The sequence below is a fragment of the Pedobacter sp. SYSU D00535 genome (assembly GCF_017355855.1).
GTDB lineage: Bacteria > Bacteroidota > Bacteroidia > Sphingobacteriales > Sphingobacteriaceae > Desertivirga.
This window is the reverse complement of the sequence record NZ_JAFEWD010000001.1, coordinates 295,298-313,982: the sequence shown is the minus strand read 5'-3', so window position 1 is coordinate 313,982 and position 18,685 is coordinate 295,298. Positions and strand designations below refer to the sequence as shown.

At 45.5% G+C, this 18,685-nt stretch carries 15 protein-coding genes and 1 tRNA gene; 6 read left to right on the top strand and 10 right to left on the bottom strand.

Annotation, left to right across the window (positions count from 1 at the left end; translation table 11 throughout):
* Positions 1–32 precede the first annotated feature (32 nt).
* Together pelA and J4N23_RS01140 are read right to left on the bottom strand one after the other, a co-directional pair.
* Positions 33–1,082 carry a pectate lyase gene (pelA, locus tag J4N23_RS01145; RefSeq protein ID WP_242689034.1) on the bottom strand — a complete coding sequence of 350 codons (1,050 nt, stop codon included), beginning with the start codon at positions 1,080–1,082 and terminating at the stop codon, positions 33–35.
* A 126-nt stretch (positions 1,083–1,208) separates the two neighbouring features.
* Positions 1,209–1,376, bottom strand: a complete 168-nt coding sequence (locus J4N23_RS01140) for a hypothetical protein (protein WP_207425170.1) — start codon at positions 1,374–1,376, stop codon at positions 1,209–1,211.
* 198 nt (positions 1,377–1,574) lie between these two features.
* Here J4N23_RS01140 and J4N23_RS01135 point away from each other — a divergent pair, with 198 nt between their 5' ends.
* Both J4N23_RS01135 and J4N23_RS01130 read left to right on the top strand, forming a co-directional pair.
* Positions 1,575–2,903 (top strand): glycoside hydrolase family 28 protein, encoded by a 1,329-nt coding sequence (locus tag J4N23_RS01135; protein WP_207425169.1) that lies wholly within the window; start codon positions 1,575–1,577, stop codon positions 2,901–2,903.
* 109 nt (positions 2,904–3,012) lie between these two features.
* A complete protein-coding gene (locus J4N23_RS01130) occupies positions 3,013–3,780 on the top strand; it encodes a hypothetical protein (protein ID WP_207425168.1) in 768 nt (255 codons plus the stop codon).
* Between the two features lie 5 nt (positions 3,781–3,785).
* Here J4N23_RS01130 and J4N23_RS01125 read toward each other — a convergent pair whose 3' ends face one another.
* Entirely contained in the window at positions 3,786–4,586 is an 801-nt protein-coding gene (locus J4N23_RS01125) for a carbon-nitrogen hydrolase family protein (RefSeq protein WP_207425167.1), read from the bottom strand.
* 108 nt (positions 4,587–4,694) lie between these two features.
* Positions 4,695–5,189, bottom strand: coding sequence for a hypothetical protein (locus J4N23_RS01120; protein ID WP_207425166.1), 495 nt, complete (start codon positions 5,187–5,189; stop codon positions 4,695–4,697).
* A gap of 207 nt (positions 5,190–5,396) precedes the next feature.
* On the opposite strand from J4N23_RS01120, the gene J4N23_RS01115 reads away from it, so the two are divergent.
* The 3 genes from J4N23_RS01115 to J4N23_RS01105 all read left to right on the top strand — a co-directional run bounded on the left by J4N23_RS01115 (position 5,397) and on the right by J4N23_RS01105 (position 9,644).
* A complete protein-coding gene (locus J4N23_RS01115) occupies positions 5,397–6,458 on the top strand; it encodes a hypothetical protein (protein WP_207425165.1) in 1,062 nt (353 codons plus the stop codon).
* 98 nt (positions 6,459–6,556) lie between these two features.
* Positions 6,557–6,985, top strand: a complete 429-nt coding sequence (locus J4N23_RS01110; protein WP_207425164.1) for a lipocalin family protein — start codon at positions 6,557–6,559, stop codon at positions 6,983–6,985.
* Positions 6,986–7,310: 325 nt separating this feature from the next.
* The gene (locus J4N23_RS01105) at positions 7,311–9,644 is read left to right on the top strand and encodes a beta-galactosidase (protein WP_207425163.1); all 2,334 of its coding nucleotides are present in this window, start codon (positions 7,311–7,313) and stop codon (positions 9,642–9,644) included.
* 60 nt (positions 9,645–9,704) lie between these two features.
* Here J4N23_RS01105 and J4N23_RS01100 read toward each other — a convergent pair whose 3' ends face one another.
* Both J4N23_RS01100 and J4N23_RS01095 read right to left on the bottom strand, forming a co-directional pair.
* Positions 9,705–10,922, bottom strand: coding sequence for a hypothetical protein (locus J4N23_RS01100; RefSeq protein ID WP_207425162.1), 1,218 nt, complete (start codon positions 10,920–10,922; stop codon positions 9,705–9,707).
* A gap of 152 nt (positions 10,923–11,074) precedes the next feature.
* Complete coding sequence (locus tag J4N23_RS01095) at positions 11,075–12,403, bottom strand: glycoside hydrolase family 105 protein (protein ID WP_207425161.1); 1,329 nt, start codon at positions 12,401–12,403, stop codon at positions 11,075–11,077.
* 216 nt (positions 12,404–12,619) lie between these two features.
* On the opposite strand from J4N23_RS01095, the gene J4N23_RS01090 reads away from it, so the two are divergent.
* Positions 12,620–13,705, top strand: a complete 1,086-nt coding sequence (locus J4N23_RS01090; protein ID WP_207425160.1) for a mandelate racemase/muconate lactonizing enzyme family protein — start codon at positions 12,620–12,622, stop codon at positions 13,703–13,705.
* 49 nt (positions 13,706–13,754) lie between these two features.
* On the opposite strand, the gene J4N23_RS01085 is transcribed toward J4N23_RS01090, so the two are convergent.
* The 4 genes from J4N23_RS01085 to gdhA all read right to left on the bottom strand — a co-directional run bounded on the left by J4N23_RS01085 (position 13,755) and on the right by gdhA (position 18,403).
* Entirely contained in the window at positions 13,755–15,134 is a 1,380-nt protein-coding gene (locus J4N23_RS01085) for a S9 family peptidase (protein ID WP_207425159.1), read from the bottom strand.
* A gap of 283 nt (positions 15,135–15,417) precedes the next feature.
* Positions 15,418–15,501, bottom strand: a tRNA-Leu gene (locus J4N23_RS01080).
* 197 nt (positions 15,502–15,698) lie between these two features.
* Positions 15,699–17,060 carry a S9 family peptidase gene (locus tag J4N23_RS01075; protein ID WP_207425158.1) on the bottom strand — a complete coding sequence of 454 codons (1,362 nt, stop codon included), beginning with the start codon at positions 17,058–17,060 and terminating at the stop codon, positions 15,699–15,701.
* Between the two features lie 2 nt (positions 17,061–17,062).
* Entirely contained in the window at positions 17,063–18,403 is a 1,341-nt protein-coding gene (gdhA, locus tag J4N23_RS01070) for an NADP-specific glutamate dehydrogenase (RefSeq protein ID WP_207425157.1), read from the bottom strand.
* Positions 18,404–18,685: the final 282 nt, after the last annotated feature.

Sequence of the window (18,685 nt, the reverse complement as noted above, 5' to 3'; positions counted from 1 at the left end):
GCGCCTGGCCGACCTGAATAATTATGCTCATCCTAGCCGTGGAGCTTCTTCCATTTTAGGTAGTTTTTTTCGAAAAGTTTCTGCGGCCACACTCCGTACCACGCGTACCCTACCCGGCGCTCATTATCGATTTCCGCTAGCGTGTAACGAATAACCGCGTCGCGACCAATGAAAATAGGTTTGAAACTGTTAATATCATAAAAACGGGCCCACACTTTTGCTCCGGGATCTGTTACCACCAATCGATCTTTTCCTGTGGGTTGCGTCGCATCCTGCACGTCTTTTGTAGTGTACCCTTCAATTTTTACTTTTTCAAACCAGCTCATTGCTGCATTGATAGCCGTCTTTACTTCCGGGGATGGATCAGACAACCGCATTAAAAAGAGTACAATTCCCACCGATTCGGCGCTACTTAAGGACGCGGGCTCAAATGCGCGGGCCTTGGCTGGCTCCAGACTTTTTTCATCGTACTGCGCTGCCCAGGCTGTTAGCTTTCCATCAACCTTAACCTGGGTTTTCAATATACAGGAAACGCCTTTCTCTACTGCCGCTTTAGCCAGAGGGATATATTTCGCATTTACTGCTTCAAAATCATTTTCTTTCAGAGCGATATCCTGCAAGATGTTCAGCACATTGACCATCGCGTTATCATTAAAGGTCACCTGCCCACGGTAAAGACTTTTCGCCGGATAATACTGAGGCCAGCCACCATTGGGATATTGAGCCTTCAGAAGGTAATCAATCCCTTTTTCTGCTGCTTGCAGGTAGTTCTGGTTACCGGTCTTCTTAAATGCTTTAACCAGATATTCTATTTCACGGGTGGTAGCCTTATTGTCGAAGGTGCCGTCTTCAGAATTAACACCGGCCCTTATCTTCCCCTTCTCAGCTTCTGAAGGCGCTTTTTCGTAACTCACTTTTTTTCCACCAATCGCCTTTGGCCAGCCACCGTAGCTGCGCTGATAGATCAACATATTTTCAGCAATGGGGTCAACATTTGTTTGGGCAACAACACCAAAAGAGAGTGCCAGAAATAGGCAGCTAAAACCGAAAAGTTTTTTCATCAGAACAGGGATTTCCTCCATCACAACGTTTTTTAACAAAAACCTGTATACTGGCTCCTGCTTTTTTTTGTTCCGAAAAACATTTGCTGCAGTGATAAACTATAGGAAATCAGGAATGCTATAATTATTGATGCTTAACATGCCTGGTCATCGGTCTGAATCTATTGCTTCAATTTCAGCATCTTTTAAACTCTGTCCTTCGTTATTTTCACTGTTATTATTCAGCAGAAAAAGGATTAGCAAGCCCAGGATTACAACAGCCAGGACCAGCAACGGCCATCTGGATTTCTTCCTTTCAATATTGAGTTCAGCCATAGTATTTTAGTTTGAGTAAACAGATAACAAGTATCGTATCTCCTACTATTACAATCTTCCTGCCACCTTTCTCTTTCTATTTAATTGGTGGCGTCGCGACTGCTATAAGATTGTTACAGATTGTTTTTGGTAGAGATACCTGTCGTTATTCCCGGAACTGCATATTTGTAGCTAGAACCAAAAATGATAAACCCGAATATGAAACGTCGACTCTTTGTCCTGCCCGCAATCTTCGCCCTTTTGCTGACATCTGCCTCCGCTAAGCAAGGCGCTGGTATAACTAGAACCGAAAAGCAAGTGACCAAGTCCGCAAAGCACTATAACATAGAAGAAGCAGGCGCTGTAGGGAATGGACAAGTGTTAAATACCCAGACGATTCAAGGCGTAATTGACCGCTGTGCCAGCGAGGGAGGTGGTACAGTAGTGATACCCAAAGGGACTTTTTTAAGCGGAGCGCTGTTTCTTAAGCCGGGGGTGAATTTGGAAATTCAACAAGGCGGCGTGCTGAAAGGCTCGACAAATATCAACGACTACCCGAAGGTAAATACCCGGATTGAAGGGCATTTTGAGCCCTGGAGAACTGCCCTGATCAATGGAGATAAGGTAGATCACCTTCGAATCAGCGGCTCGGGTACACTTGATGGCAGCGGTCATCCTTTCTATAAGCTCTTTTATGAAACACGGGAAGCCGTAAAGGGGACCAAGAATCTGGATGTAGAACGTCCCCGTCTTACTTTCATACAAAACTCAAAGGATGTAAAGATTAGTGGTATTACCTTCCTGAATTCTGGTTTTTGGAATCTGCACCTGTACCGTTGTCAGAAAGTCACCGTCGAAAACTGCCGTTTTGAAGCTCCTTCAGGAAAAACGCCTAATCGGGGACCAAGCTCGGACGGGATCGACGTAGACAGCTCCCAGGATATTGTTATCAAAGGCTGTTCTTTCTCTGTTGGGGATGATTGTATCGCACTAAAAGGTTCGAAAGGTCCTTTTGCTATGCAGGATAAAGACAGTCCAGCGGTAGAACGGATACTGATCAGCGACTGCCTGTTTGAAGCCGGTGGTGGTATTGTGACCTTTGGCAGTGAGGCTACGCTGGTGCGGGATGTTAAAGTGAAGAATTGCATTACCCGCGGCCCTACGGTGTTGCGTTTAAAGCTTCGTCCCGACACCCCTCAGCAATATGAGAACATCGAGATGAGTAATATTACGATGGAAAACGGCGGAGATGTTTTTAAGGTGTCTCCCTGGACACAGTATTTTGATTTGAAGGGTCAGCCCGCACCTAAAGCCCTGGTTCGTAATATCTCCATTAGTAACGTGCGGGGAAAAGGCGCATCTATGGGAGTGATCACCGGACATCCGCAAGCTGAGATCAGGGATATTCTGGTGAAAGATGTTGATGTTGAACTAAAGACGACGGATTTTCAGCTGGGCAATGTCCAAGGCTTGCGTTTTAAAAACGTCAAAGTCAATGGAAAGGCTTTACCTGTCCCCCCTGCTAACAACTTGTCCAGCTCCAAATAAATTATTTTGAAAGCCTCCGTTAACAAGCGGAGGCTTTTTTGTGCGTGACCCAGCAGCTTCGAACTGTCACAAACTAGGACTGACTATCGTCTCCCATGAAAACGCACGCATGAAGACATTTAATTCCCTCGCCACCCTTTTATCAGCTATCCTGATTATCCTAGCAGGATGTAAGAAGGACAAGACTGAAGCAGCTCTTAATTCAGCTCCTCTACTCAAAAGCATCAGCAGGACGAGCAATGGCATTGTCAATAGATTTACAGTTAGTTACGACATCGAAGGCCGTTTAGAATCAGTAGCTAATGCAGGTGATACCGAAGGTATTTGGCTAAGCTATGATTTGCAGGGTAATATTGAGAAACTGGAGGAATTGAAGGAAGGCGTTCGGAAGGTTTATACCATCAGGTATGAGAACAACCTGCCTTCGACGGGTAAAGTAGAGCAGTTTACAAACGGAGAATTTGATTTCTTTTTCGATCTGGTATACACGGTGGAGAACCAACGAGTTACGCGAATCGTTAAGAAATATTTTGGGATGACTCAGATCAGTTCCACTATAAATTATGAGGGTAATAATGTCAAGAAGATTGAAAATCACGTTCATCTTTCACCGGTGCCTACTTTTATAAGTTACGTCTACGGCGAAAAGAGGTCGGCACTGAGCAGTAAGCCGATCAAATACATTCTCGATCCGGACGGCATCTCTTCCATCCTCTTCTCGGAAAATGAGATTTTATCAGAGACCCGGGATATGTTGGGTAGTACCAACGACCAGGAGATTAGCCGATCATACAGTTACAATAGCCTGGGATTTCCGGTCAGCTGTGCGGAGACTAGCTCAAACAGCGCGAGCAATTATACCTTCATCTATCAATAGTTTTTCTATTGTATATCAGGGGTGTAAAGGGAACTTTTGAACCTGCTGGCCAGAAGGCCGGTGGCAAGGTCGGGATTAATATCGGCAATAATTACTCCTGCTCTACCATAGCTTTCATTTACAACACAGGTCCCGTCAGGTGCAATAATAGCGCTGGCAGATTCAGGGAACCGGGACGCATAATTGGAGCTTGCGAAATATATGGTGTTCTCAAGCGCCCTCATCATCATCGCTTTTTCATAATAGGGGTTATTCTTGTTTCCCCATTCTGTCAAGCTTGGCCCCTCGGAATCGCTACCCGCGAAGTGGGGATGGAAGACAATTTTAGCTCCCCGTCGGGCTGCCCACCTCACGGTTTCTGGGTACCTGAATCCTTCATGGCAGATCACAATGCCAAACTTAAGCCCCTTGATTTCGAAGATATGGCGCGCTGTCCCTGCTTCCCAGATGTTGTCTTCCGAGGGATCGAGCTGGTTTTTGGCCTGATACCCTAACACCCGGCCGTCCTCATCAATGACAAATGCCACGTTCAGAAACTTCTGTTCATGATACCAATCCATGGGTAGCACAAGCGCTATCTGGTTTTTAGCAGCAATAAGACAGGCCTGTTTGAGGGCAGCCTGCAACTTGGCAGGGTTCCGGTCTTCTTCGCTGCAAGGCATGCCGGGATATCCGGGTAGGTAGGATTCAGGAAAACAAATGATCTCAGCTTTTTCCTTTGACGCGACCTCAACCAGTTGCGCCAGGTTTAACAAGCCATCCTCCAGAGATTTTGGGATAGGTGGAGATGCTATCGCTATTTTCATACCATTAAAATTAATAGAATAAATATAGCGACTAGCACTGATAGGAAAGGAAATTTGAACTTAAAGCTGTCGAAAGAGGCCTATAGTAAACTGAGATGAACCAGCTTCTCATTCCGTGCTTTCAGCCTGTAATTTCAGTTCCTCCTTTTTTACTGCAGGGATAGTCTGCCTTTTACTTTCAGCAGCAGGAGCTTTTTCTTCGGTCTGGTTCAGACCAGCCAATTTGGAAGTTAGTGATTGATTCTGATCGGCAAGCGTCTTAGCTTCGGTCCTCAGGCTGTCCGCTTCAGTGTTCAAATCAGTCAACTGTTTATTGAGGTCGGCAATAATTGTTTCCTTGGTGTTTAGTAGTCCGAGTAAACTGTCAGCCTTACTTTCTGCCTTTTTTGCTGCCGCTTCGCGAGTTTCAGAGACACCTTCCAGTTTCGCAAATTTAACCTCACATTCATGAAAAGCTTTTGTTCTTGTGGCCAGCATACGTTCGAGGCTGTCTGCCCTGGCAGTCAGGGTTTCGATCATTTGCTTTTTTGTTTGCGCCACTGCATTTGTTACACACAGACCAGCCAGGGCCGCTCCCACTACCAATAATTGACCTTTTTTCATTGTTGACGTTAATTTAATGTAAATCGATGATTTTCTACTAGTTATAGCAGTTTCAAGAGACAAACCGGCCGAAATTTTTATTGTTTCCACTTTTTCGAAATTGCTAATCCGGGGGCAAAACTTCCAGAGGTACTCCTCTCGGGGGGGCCGGAGCTGTGGCTACCTAATTCACAGGTCTGCTGTAGCTATTTTTAAAAGTGTCTCGTAATGTCAGAAAATAAAATTCAAATGTTAACTAAACGTATCCTTTTAATTGCTCTTGCATCCGCAACAATTGTTTCTTGCAAGAAAAACCAGCCTAAGCCAGAGAATGAGCAACAGGTGCAAGTGTTGGGCTATACGCAGACCAACCAGGCTACCTACGATAACCACTTTGTCTGGAGTAAAAATGAAGTAAAAAGCTATCCTAAACTAAACCTGAGCAATGACCTCATCCTTTTTGGACATGCTGAGGGCAGCGACATCTATCTTGCCCAGAACGGTAGCTACTGGAAAAATAACAGTAAAACCGACTTGTTTCAAACAGGAGGAATTACTACAAGTGTTGCTTATAAGTACTATAATAATACGGTGGGAGCATTGGTCAGAAAACCAGCACAGGACCCTGCGGGGATATTCGATTACAGTATAATGGAAGGAAATACCACTGTTTTTACTGTTGCCGGCAACGCGCAGAACAGGTATGAATTTAAAGACTTCCTGAAACTGGGGAACACCTATTATCTGCTTGGATATTTGAATTCCCCCAATCAGCAATCGATCATCTATTCAAGAACCGGGTCGTCTGTAACGGTGATAGTGCTTAACACAAGCCCTAATGAGAATTTCCAGCCTATTAAGTTTTCTGCAAGCAATTCTATGTTTTATATCCTTGGCTACATCAACAGGAATGGAACTCTCCATGCCGCAGTTCTTAAGCTAGATCAGGACGGCGGTAATAAGAGCATCACCGAACTTAATGTTCCCACCAATGTAGTGCTTTACGATTTGCTTGCAGAAGGTACAAACGTGCATGTCACCGGATGGGAACCGAAGGATAACTCAGGGAGCTACTATGCTTTTTATGTAAAGAACAATCAGAAGGTGTCTTTGAGCACGAAACAATCACGGGCCATGCAACTACTTAAATACAAGGATGACATTTATATCGCTGGTCTAGAGTTCGAACCAAATCAAACTTACAAACTGTGGAAGAACGGCGTGGAGTATGGCGTACTTAAAACCGCTGATAATAAGCCGATCGTTCCATTGCAGCTTTTTTTAAAGTAAGTAAAATCGCTAAAGTATCAATACCCATTTTTAGGTATTGCGTGGATTTCGAATTAGCCCTAGAATTGCAGCTTTTTAACTAACGACCATAAAACACAATGAAAAAATCTAACTCCCTTTTAGTAATCCTTCTTACGCTCACGGTAGCGCTAGCCTCTTGTAAAAAAGATGAGGACGACAACGCCACCAAAATCCTTGGTAAGTGGAAACTGAAGAAAGAAGTGGAAAAAGAGTATCTAAACAACCAATTGCTTGGCACCGACGAGTACACCTATCCTTCTGGTGCTTATGTAGAGTTTAAAAGTAACGGTACTTTAGAGTGGAATGAGGACGGTTCGGATCCGGAAACGTATAGATACAGCGTTGACGGTGACAAACTGGTGGTAACCGAAGCTGCTGATCGTCAGGAAACCTTCACTATTCAGGAACTTACTTCCTCGAAACTTACTTTTTCAGAAGTAGATGAGATCACTATCGCACCTGGTCAGGTAGAAAAAGAAGAAAACCAGTACCTCCTCGAAAAATAGGCGGAACGGCATAATATTTAGGCAATACATAAATAGGCACCTTTTGAGGTGCCTTATTTATTTGCGATAGAACTGTAAGCTGAATTTGTCATGCAACTATTACATCCCTAAACTTTCAGCCGGAGCTTGTATTTATTATGCCTATTCTCATAAGTTTTGACGTAGGATGACAAAATATCCAGCCGTCCTAAATCTTGGATTTTTGTGTCGGCTCGTCATCAGAAATGTGGTTTAACGGCTTATTTGGTTAGAGTCGCCTGGCTAATATTGATACTTCTGCTTGCAGTTGTATATTTGACCTTCAATAATACCACCAATTATAATAATGAAAAAGGCAATTCTCCTGGTCCTAATCCTCCTTCAATTATCGCCGATCTTCTCCCAGCAACGGGGGCAGAACTTTGGCCTTGGCAATAAAGAGTTTTTGTTAAATGGCAAGCCCTATTTGATTCGCGCAGCCGAGCTTCACTATCCCCGGATCCCGAGGGAATATTGGGAGCACCGCATCCAACTTAGTAAAGCGATGGGTATGAATACCATCTGTATCTATCTGTTTTGGAACTTACACGAGCAACAGCCTGATGTTTATGACTTTTCTGGTCAAAATGACGTAGCGGAATTTGTTCGGCTGGTTCAAAAGAATGGCATGTACTGTATCGTTCGACCAGGGCCCTATGTTTGTGCTGAATGGGACATGGGAGGCTTACCATGGTGGTTACTCAAGAAGAAAGATGTACAGGTTAGGTCACTCGCCGACCCCTACTTTGTGGACCGTACTAAAAAATTTCTTGCTGCTGCTGGAAAACAACTAGCCCCCTATCAGATCCAGAACGGTGGCAACATTATCATGGTTCAGGTTGAAAATGAATATGCATCCTTTGGAAGTGACCAAGCCTATATGGAGACGGTTCGCGACGCTGTAATAGAAGCTGGATTCGACAAGGTGCAGTTGTTCCGCTGCGATTGGTCGTCCAACTTCAACAAATACAAACTTGACGGGGTAGCTACTACACTCAACTTTGGTGCGGGTTCTAATATCGACAACCAGTTTAAATCGTTTCAGGAGATTTACCCTACCTCGCCTTTAATGTGCAGCGAATATTGGACCGGCTGGTTTGACCACTGGGGTAAACCGCACGAGACACGCTCGGTAAACAGTTTTATCGGCAGCTTAAAAGATATGATGGACCGCAGAATCTCATTTAGTTTATACATGGCGCATGGAGGAACATCATTCGGACAATGGGGCGGCGCCAATGCTCCACCCTATTCCGCAATGGCTACCTCTTACGATTACAATGCTCCCATTGGTGAGCAGGGAAATATCACTGAGAAGTTTTGGGCTGTGCGGAATCTATTAAAAAATTACCTGAACGAAGGTGAGGTTTTATCTGAGGTACCGGCTGAGAAAGCGGTGATTGGGATTCCCACTTTTGAGCTGAAAGAGGCGGCCGCTTTGTTTGAAAATCTTCCGGCACCAAAAAAGGTGGAGCGGATTCAACCCATGGAGGATTTTGATCAGGGTTGGGGACGGATCTTGTACCGGACAACTATCCAGCCTTCTGCAGCGAAACGGAAGATCGTGATAACAGAGCTTCACGATTGGGCCACTGTTTTTCTGTATGGGAAAGCCATCGGAAAATTAGACCGAAGAAGAGGAGATAATACGGTGGAAATCCCGATTTTGAAAGAGCCGACGAGGTTGGATATTCTGGTAGAAGCCACCGGAAGAGTAAACTACGGAAAGGCAATCATAGACCGAAAGGGGATTACCGAAAAGGTTGAAATTGTAGATGGAGATCGGAATATTGAACTGAAGAACTGGGAGGTATATAATTTTCCGGTTGACTACTCTTTTCAAAAAAAGGCCAGATTTACGACGAAGGCTGCCAACGGCCCTGCGTGGTACCGCGGCACTTTCCAGTTGCAGGAAACAGGCGATACCTTTCTGGACGTAAGCACCTGGGGAAAAGGCATGGTTTGGCTTAACGGACATAACCTGGGCAGGTTCTGGAAGATTGGTCCTCAGCAGACCCTGTTTGTTCCGGGAGTATGGCTCAAGAAGGGCAATAATGAGTTAGTAATTCTGGATTTGGAGGAGCCGTTGGGCAGAACCGTTAAGGGATTGAAGCAACCTATTCTCGACAAGATCAATCCCGATGCCTCGCTTGCCCATCGTAAAGCAGGCCAGAACCTCGATCTTTCAAAGGAAACGGCTGTAGCCACAGGTGAATTTCCGTCAGGTGATGGCTGGAAAGACGTGGTTTTCGAACAAACCGCGACCGGACGCTACTTCTGTTTCGAAGCACTCAGTGCTCAGGGGAGCAACGATCCGCTTACTACGGTGGCAGAAATGGAACTTATCGGACTTGATGGCAAACCAATTTCAGCTCTAAAATGGAAAGTAGTTTATGCGGACAGCGAGGAGACTACCGCAAGCAATAGCTCGGCGGATAAAGTCTTCGACCAACAGGAGTCAACGTTCTGGCAAAGTCAATCGTCTGGGGCAAAACCAGCGCACCCTCATCAATTCGTGCTCGACCTGGGAGAGTCTACAGTCCTTAAAGGCTTTAGATATTTACCGAGGTCGGACAAGAAAACTGCGGGAATGGTGAAAGGCTATCGCATATTTCTTAAAGCTACCCCATTTAAATTATAGTAAGAAAGAAGGCTGTTGTACTGTTGCATGCACCAGCCTTCTTTTTTCCATGAAGTGGCTCTACTCTGCTTCTTTTTGTAACAAGCTAAAGAATTCGCTCGCTGCTTCGTCTAAATTTTTCAATCTAACCTCAAAAATTTCTTCATGTTCGGCCCCGATCAGCTTGTATACATTAGGAGGATATTGCCGGAAGGCGCTTGAAATAGCCGCCTTGTCCAGCGTCTGCTGGATAAATTTCGCTTCGCGGAGAAATCTCTCTTTTTTCTGCTTGCGCAGGATAGCAAGATCCAGCGTTTTTGATTGAGCGACCAGTCCCTCTATACTTTCATAATTGGGCGTGAAAGATTGGAGTTTTTTAACAAAGGCCGAAGAAACCCAATTCAGCAGCCCGTCGCCAAACTTGTAGAAAGCCATGTCTCGGTCCACAGGAAGGGGGATAATAAACTCCTTCCCTGCCCTTTTTAGTAAGGCCCACTTCCAGTTGCCCTCATGCCGATCCCAGTCGGATATGAGAATGTCGAATAATCTCCACCGAAGATAAAGTTGCGTATCAAGTGGGACCCACCGCGTTTTCGCGAGCTTCAGCATTTCCTCTGTATCGAGCATTTTGATTGTGTCCGCATCAGCTAACGCTCTCCTGCTGTTTTGGTAACGTGTTAACATTACTGCTCTTCCTGCCATCCGGTCGTTATATTTCCCCGAGCTTGTATCATAAGGAAAGTAGTAGAGCCTTGCTTCGCTATCCGAAACTCCCAGTTTCTGCGATAAGTTCATCGCAACAAGCACCCCATACGGGTTTAGAGAGGCCGCCTGATCACGGAACATGGGGCGGAGGATGGTAAATCGCAAGAATTCAGGCAAGGCGGCTGACTGGTCCTTGTTAATAGAACGTATAGCCCAAATTCGCCCCAGTGTGTCCCTGGCTCTAACGCCTATTGTTTGCATTCCTCCACTAAACTCTATAGGAGTAAGTCCACCCTGAGCGCTATTTAAACGAAGCACTGGCAAGCGCACGGGCTGCTGCCACACATTTCGGTAGGCGGATCCTAAAATAGCTTGAACGAGCGCGTTGCGTTTGTAGAACGATCCCGGTATAACATCCATCGAATCGGCACCTGGCCTTCGCCGTGCTTCTTCTTTAGCTTCTTGCAGGCGCGTCTCATCAGAAAAAGCTCGTTCTTCCCTTGCATTAAAGATATTGGGCAGCACTAAAATAGCTAGGACAAATAAGAAGACGTTGATGAACAGTAGTGGGTGTGCTCTTAATATTTGTTTCATTTTCAAAGGCATGCTGCCCTGCTTCTGTTAACGATTGACAACAGTAAGAAGTGTTAAATAATTTTTCAAAACGTTGACCCATAAGCTGCAAAATAAAAAAAGGCCGTAGCAGAAAGCCACGACCTTACATTTCTTATAGGGAAATCTCGTTATTAACGGCGTTCGTATTCCAAGCTTGCCAGAATAAATGGACCTATTGCCTTTCCTTCATTTTGAGTCACAGTAACGTCCTTTCCACATAGATAGTAGTTCACTGTACCAGTTCTCGACTTGTCTTTTGCAGGTCCCAGGCCGGCAGAAGCACAAGACTGGAGGATGCTCAACTGTCCATTACTTTCTTGACGGATAAAATTAGTTAATAAGCCCTGGTATGCCTTTTCCGCCAGCGGCATGTACTTGCTTTTACTTAGTACACCTAACCGAATGCCCTTCAGATAGGCATAGGTGAACATAGACGAGGCGGAAGATTCAAGGTAGTTTGCCTTGTCGCATTGGTTATATACTTCTCCATCGATCGCATCTCCTTTGCCATCAGCTTTTTTCGACGCATCATATTGCAGTAGCTGATACCAGCTTCCGCTCTTTTTGTCCTGATACATTGCCAGTCCTTCCGCTACCTGATTTACAATGGCTGTTAGCGCAGGATATTGCGAGTGATCTTTCGGCATCACTTCAAGCACGTCTACCAGCGCTGCAAAGTACCAGCCCATTCCTCTGCCCCAAAATTCCGGTGAAACTCCCTTATGTGGCCCTGTTTTGCTTGCCCAGAAGGAGTTTTCATCCTCTGGCGTTGCGCTCCAGGCGTGGTAGTTTAATTTTTTCTGCGGATCATATGTGAACTTATTAATCGTGATGAATTGATGCGCAATGTCATCCCAAGACTGACGGTTATCATCTGCTCCAGCCTCCTTGCCAAAATTGGCTTGCCAGCCAGCATAGAGTGCTGGGCCCATATACAGGCCATCCAGCCACATCTGATTTGGATATTGCGCCTTGTGGAAAAATCCTCCTGCTCCCGGCTTGGAAGCGTCTATGCGGCTGTGCTTGTACTTGAGCTTGTTCCGCAGGAAGGTTGCACAATTCTTGTAGCGTTCTGCATCCGCTTTGTTCCCTTTTTTTAATTCTGTCTCATAAAGGGTAAAAAGGATTTTTCCTGCTGCCAGGTCGTCAATATTACTTTCGCCAACCCTGACAGTGTCCTGTCCCTTCAAGCAATAATCGGCGTAAGCCTTTACCAGGTTGTAATACTCCACTTTTTCAGGATACTGCTCCCAGGCCTCCAACACGCTGTAAGCTACCAGACCAGGCACGTAATCCCAGTGCGCTTTCGCCAATTCTTGTTCAGATCTATTGGTGTAAAAACTTCTCATTGCCCGGGTTTCCACCATCTTCTGAGAATAAAGATCCTGAGGTTTATTTTTCTTTAACGGTGTGGCACATGCTGCCAAACTGCAGGCTAGTATAAATAGATACTTTTTCATGTTGATCCAAAATTACCGTTTTTCCTGTCAGATTTTCTAATGTAAAAATGAAAGAGTGGGCCGCGACAGGATTGTTACAAGCTAATGTGCTGTTAGGATGAGGGTGATTTGTGTGGACTGTATTGATAATGAGCGTTTTTGTTCTGTTCGTGCCGTTAATTAAGTATATCCGAAAAAGGCTTGAGAAAATTAGGATCATCCGTTACTTTTGGATCCATGAGTTCATCCACTACTATTAATAACTTCCGTTTATATAAAGCTACAGCTAAACTTAAAAAACCTATCGCAGATGCCACCCACACGCTTCATGAGATATCATTTATTGTGCTGAGGCTACAGCTGGAGAACGGCATTATTGGCGAGTCATACCTGCTTTCATTTCAGTATTCGCCCCAGGCTATCCGCGGCGCTTTTAAAGATCTTCTTCCGGAGATAAAGGGGTACGAGGTGCATGAGACGGGAAAGGTGTTGAAAAAACTCGACAGCCTTTCTGAGTACTTCGGCAACGAGGGCATCAACCAGTGGGTAAAAGCTGCCATTAACGTAGCGATGTGGGATGCGTGGGGCAAGTATCTGAATCAGCCGGTTGGGAAATTGCTGGGCACTTATCAGGATAAATGCAGCATCTACGGAAGTGGAGGCTGGATATCCTACAGTATCGACGAGCTGGTTCAGGAGGTATCTGACTACGCCGGACGGGGATTCAAAGCTGTGAAAATCAAAGTGGGATCTCCTAACTGGAAAACCGATTTGGAGCGACTAAAAGCTGTGCGAAGTGCTGTAGGGAATGATATCAATATTATGATGGACGCCAACCAGGGGATGACCCTTCCAGCTGCTATTCAACTAGCTCGGGCGGCAAGAGAATTAGAGATTTTCTGGTTTGAGGAGCCGCTTCATCATCAGGATTTCGAAGGATACAAAACCCTGAAGCAGCAAACCGGCATTTCCCTGGCGATGGGCGAGCGGGAATACAGTACGCTTCCTTTAGTAGAACTTCTGAAACGAAATGCGCTCGATATCTGGCAGCCTGATCTTTTACGGATTGGCAGTGTCGAGGCCTGGCGGGAAAGTGCGGCTTTAGCTAACAGCTTTCATATCCCTGTTCTTCCACACTATTATAAGGATTATGATGTTCCATTGGTATGTTCAATTCCGAATGGTGTAGGTGTTGAGTCGTTCGATTGGATCGACCCGCTTATCGATAATCCCATGCTTGTAAAGGATGGTTTTGCTTATCCTCATGAAGGGCCAGGCTGGGGATTCAGTTTCATCGACGAATTTTTGACCGAAATAAAGTAGTAGATCAAGTAATAGCGCGCTGCAATTTTGGTAGAGCGCTATTCCTCCACTACAAGTGCCTTTTCAGGTACTCCAAATAAAGCGGCCAATCGCTGGGGATTGGGCCATGTCCGCCCTCGTGCATGAAATATCCCAGCGTATTTAATAATAGTGTTTTTTCTCCTGCCACTGGCATTTCACTTCTTCCTGGTCCCTGTTTTCGAAAAAGACGATACACCGGCTCGGCAGCAAGTGCAGCAAAAAACTCGCCTTTGGGATCAGACCAGTAGTCGGTGTCACCCGTTTGCAGCAACAATGCCCGTGGAGCCATCAGCGCTACCAGCATGTGAGCATCTACCGGAGAAAGATTTGGATCTTTACCGTAGCTGTGACGCTTAGGAGCGAACTGGTAGTAGTACCTGGAGGTATCCGTCATGTGGATGATACTTTCGCCATAATTCCTCCGGCTCAAAGCCGCCCCTCCTTCTCCCGAGCAGCTCGCTATTACTGCTTTAAACCGTTCATCCCGTGCACCTGCCCATAAGACTGTTTTTCCCAGTCGGGAAGTGCCTTGTAAGGCTATTCGTTTTGGGTCAACCTGCTGGTCCTGCTCGAAGTAATCCATGGCACGGCTCAAACCCCAGGCCCAGGCAGAGATAGTTCCCCATTCGTCGTCTCCAACACTTGTTGCGCCTGCTCTCAGATACTTGCTTCGGATCCCATAAGGAAGTCCCCCTTTAAAATCTGGTTCTATGTCACCGTAATAGACCATGGCTACGCCGATCCCTTCCCGCAGAAACTGTTCGATATCCACCCCGCCCTGGGCTCTAGGAGCAGGCGCCGCAACCTGTTTACCCTGACGATCCCACATAGTGCCTAGCCTGATTCCGGGATCATTAACCATCGTACTGTTGGGAACGAAGTTGATCATTAGTAGTAGCGGCGATGGTTTCTGAGTATTGGCAGGGAGGTACATCAGCAAGTCCATCTTATGGCTGGATGTATCCCGATGGAGATACACCCGCACTTGTTTGCGGAGAGCGTTTCCACCAAGCGCAGTTGTACCTGGATCAAAGATCTTGTATTGGAGACTCTGCGGTGCTGCTGGCATCTTTCCAAATTGATGGTCTTCAAACAGGCGTATAAGTTCCGGCCGCCTTTGCTCATTCCAGGCTTTTACGCTTTTTACCTTTTTGCCATTCTGCAGCCGCAATACTTCAGGCAGGATGTATGTTCCTACCGAGTCCTCCTCATAGTTCACCCGATGGCCTGCAACAACACGGCTAAGTTTTTCTTTCTGTGCGGATGAACTTGAAGGCTGAAAAAGACAGCCCGCAAGAGGGAGTATTAGTAATTTAATATAGGTCTTCATGCTTTTTTTAAAGATACCAGGCTTGTCTTCAGGTTCAAATCCGATCGAACCATTGATGGGAAGTTCATTTACTACCAATAACGCGTCAACAATTTAAATAAAAGAGGCAAGAAATGGACGAGAGGCACAAAAAAACCTGCAGCTATGGGAGTTGCAGGTTAACCTAAACCTTATCACAATTTCTGCAATATTAGACATGCTTCATGAAGAAAAGATGAATTTTGGGAGTATGCAGCATTTAAGTGTATCCGGAAACTGCAAAAAAAGCAGCAGCAGCTGTCGAGCCGCCCGTCTATACCTAAAATCATGCGATTGAACTGATACTAAAGCTTCAGAGAAGAAGACTTCGATTTTATGGATGTGCCCGGAGAGAGACTCGAACTCTCAAGAGACAATTCTCAACGGCTTCTGAGACCGCAACGTTTACCAATTTCGCCATCCGGGCATCTGTAAGCTATTACTCGATCGTTTTTCGCTTTGCAGGGACGCAAATATAAAAAAAGATGTAATATTCGTCGCTAATTTTAGAAAAACCAGAAATCCCTGGAATTGAGGTTTCTGGCTATCAATCTCAAAAAAAAAATTGAAGGAGGCGGCGCTTTTAGCATCGCGATATAGTCGCTCTTAAGCTAATTATGCGCCTTAATTCGACTTAGTCCCTAGCAGATGATTCCTGAAAAAGCTATAAAGTGCGTTCAATGACTCTGTAGATTCAGGGAGTGAATGGCCGCGTCCGTAATCTTTTAGGGTTTGGTTGGGAATCTTTTTACTGTCCAGTTTCTTTTTTAAGTGGGCCAACTGATCCTGATAGTACAATTCGTCATCTGTATTGTAGAAAAGGAGCACCGGCGCTGTCGCGGATGATTCTATGAGATGACTTGCTCCCATCGATTCCCATTTTGCCTGATTTTCCTCCAAGGGTCCCCATGCCCACGGGCACCGCACCTCTAAATTGGTGTCGCCATCGCCTTTGGTGGTGTAGATCTTAGTGAAATCAAAAACACCGGGACCAAGAGCCGCCGCCTGTACCTCATCAGAAGCCTCCAGATAAAAGCCGGCATTCTCAAATTCCGGAACGACTTTATCCCCAATGGCGAGCGCCCCTGCTGTCGATCCTCTGGAGAATCCGAAAATCCCGATCCGATCCGACAATCCTAGAGAAGTCCCGACTTTTCGCAATGTTCTAACAGCCGACTTTACTTTTCTAACAGCGTCGGGGTTGGTTTGAAAGGATTTGTAGGTATCGTTAGGCCCGTTAATAGGCTTACCTTTTCCCCAGGGACAATATTTGGGATGGTCTGCAATTGCCCAGGCCATTCCGCTTGCGGGTGCTCCCTCAAGAAATGAGTCATTAAATCCGGCAAGCGTATATTGAAGGTTTAGCCGCTGCGCTTTATTCGCATCGGTCAGCGTTTTTTTTTCGGAATCATACGTAGCGTAGCTATTACTATAGGAAAAGGATAGGATGATAGGCACAGAAACTGAAGGATTGGCCGGATATACTATATCCATCTTTAAGGTGTCTCCTTCAATGTATTGCTCCGGTGTATTGTATACTTTCGGGTCATCTTTAAAAAAGCCGACATTCCTGGCAATCCGATAACCTTCAAACAGTACATACGACAGGTTTTTCGAACAGTTGCGGTACCCGCAGAATTCTCCAGCAGCTATTGAATCGTTGATGGCCACGATGTCGGCATTGATTTTTGGCGAGACTGCATCCGCATGTCCTGAGTAATCAAGTACAATCACCCTATATCCCTGTTCGCCGAGCCAGCGGATGTCATCAACATTACTGTTCCTGCCAACCTTAGTGAAGCCCAGGTTCGTTAGATAAACAATGGTAGCATAATTACCGACAAAGTCTTTTGAAGGTCGGCGAGCTTCTTTAGCAGTGTACGTAATTTCTTGGTTAGTGGTCTTACTTAACCATTTACCACTATTCGCGCTGCCGACAGTGGTGCTGGCCAGCAGCACCAATAGAATTGAAAGAAATCTGGACATCGTTACACAATTCCCTGAGCAATCATGGCTTCTGCCACCTTAATAAAACCACTAATGTTAGCACCACGGGTATAATCTACAAAGTCGCCATCGACTCTACCATTTCTAACACAAGCCTCGTGGATCTGGTGCATAATCTGTCTGAGCCGGGAATCAACCTCATCCCTGGTCCACGATATACGTAGTGAGTTCTGAGACATCTCCAAACCAGACACTGCTACTCCTCCGGCATTCGAAGCTTTTCCCGGAGCATACAACACCCGGGCTGCGTCAAAGATGCGAACGGCTTCCAGTGTACAGGGCATATTAGCACCTTCAGCTATACAGAAACAGCCGTTCTGCACCAAAAGCAAGGCGTCAGGTGCATCCAGTTCGTTCTGAGTTGCGTTAGGAAGGGCAATGTCGCATTTGATTTTCCAGGGCTTTTCTCCTTCAAAATAATCACATCCATACTTCTTCGCGTATTCTTCGATTCGCCCTCTTCTAACATTTTTTAATTCCATAATGTAGGCGAGTTTCGCAGTATCAATACCGGCAGGGTCGTGGATAAATCCACTGGAATCAGACATGGTCACCACCTTTGCCCCTACCTGGATACATTTTTCTACAGCATATTGCGCGACATTGCCCGAGCCTGAAACCACTACTGTTTTACCACTAATTGATTCTCCTCTCGTTTTTAGCATTTCTTCCGCGAAATAGACCACCCCATAACCTGTTGCTTCCGGCCGAATAAGGCTGCCACCGTATTCAGCTGCTTTACCCGTAAGTACACCTGTAAATTCTCCCTGGATGCGTTTATATTGTCCGAAAAGAAAACCTATTTCCCTGGCTCCCACTCCTATGTCCCCTGCTGGAATATCAATATCCGCGTGAATGTGACGATATAGTTCTGTCATGAAGCTTTGGCAAAACTTCATCACTTCGTTGTCTGATTTTCCTTTTGGGTCGAAATCTGAACCGCCTTTACCCCCACCCATCGGCAAGCCCGTAAGACTATTTTTAAACACTTGTTCAAATGCGAGGAATTTCAGGATACTTTGATTGACAGAAGGATGAAAGCGAAGACCGCCTTTGTATGGTCCAATAGCGCTATTCATCTGCACCCGATAGCCCCTGTTAATTTCTATTTCTCCAGCGTCATTCATCCATGGAACACGAAAGCTGATAACCCGCTCTGGTTCTGCTATGCGTTCCAGGATTTTATGTTTTTTATATTTCGGGTTTGCTTCTATAAAAGGAATGATCGACTCGGCCACCTCTTGAACAGCCTGTAGAAACTCCGGCTCGTGAGCGTTCCGGCTTTCAATCTTTGCCATGAACTCTTTAATAAGTATATCCATCTTCAAAATTTAGTGTTGTAACTGTCCCGGGCGCTGGTTTTCCTATGGCAGGTCCGGCGCGTGAAGCGAATTTAGTACTTTAACCAAAGCATAAGAGCCTTGTTTTAGCAGTTGACTGTATTTGCTACTTAAATAATTACTGGTAGCCAGCAACTTGTAACTCGAAAAGCTAGAACAGTTTTTCCTGTAATAGACTTGTTACGTCTGTGGGGGCATAGTTAAGCTGATTCCAAAAAGACGCATAAAAAAACGCAGCCCCTTGCAATGGACTATGTTTTGAGT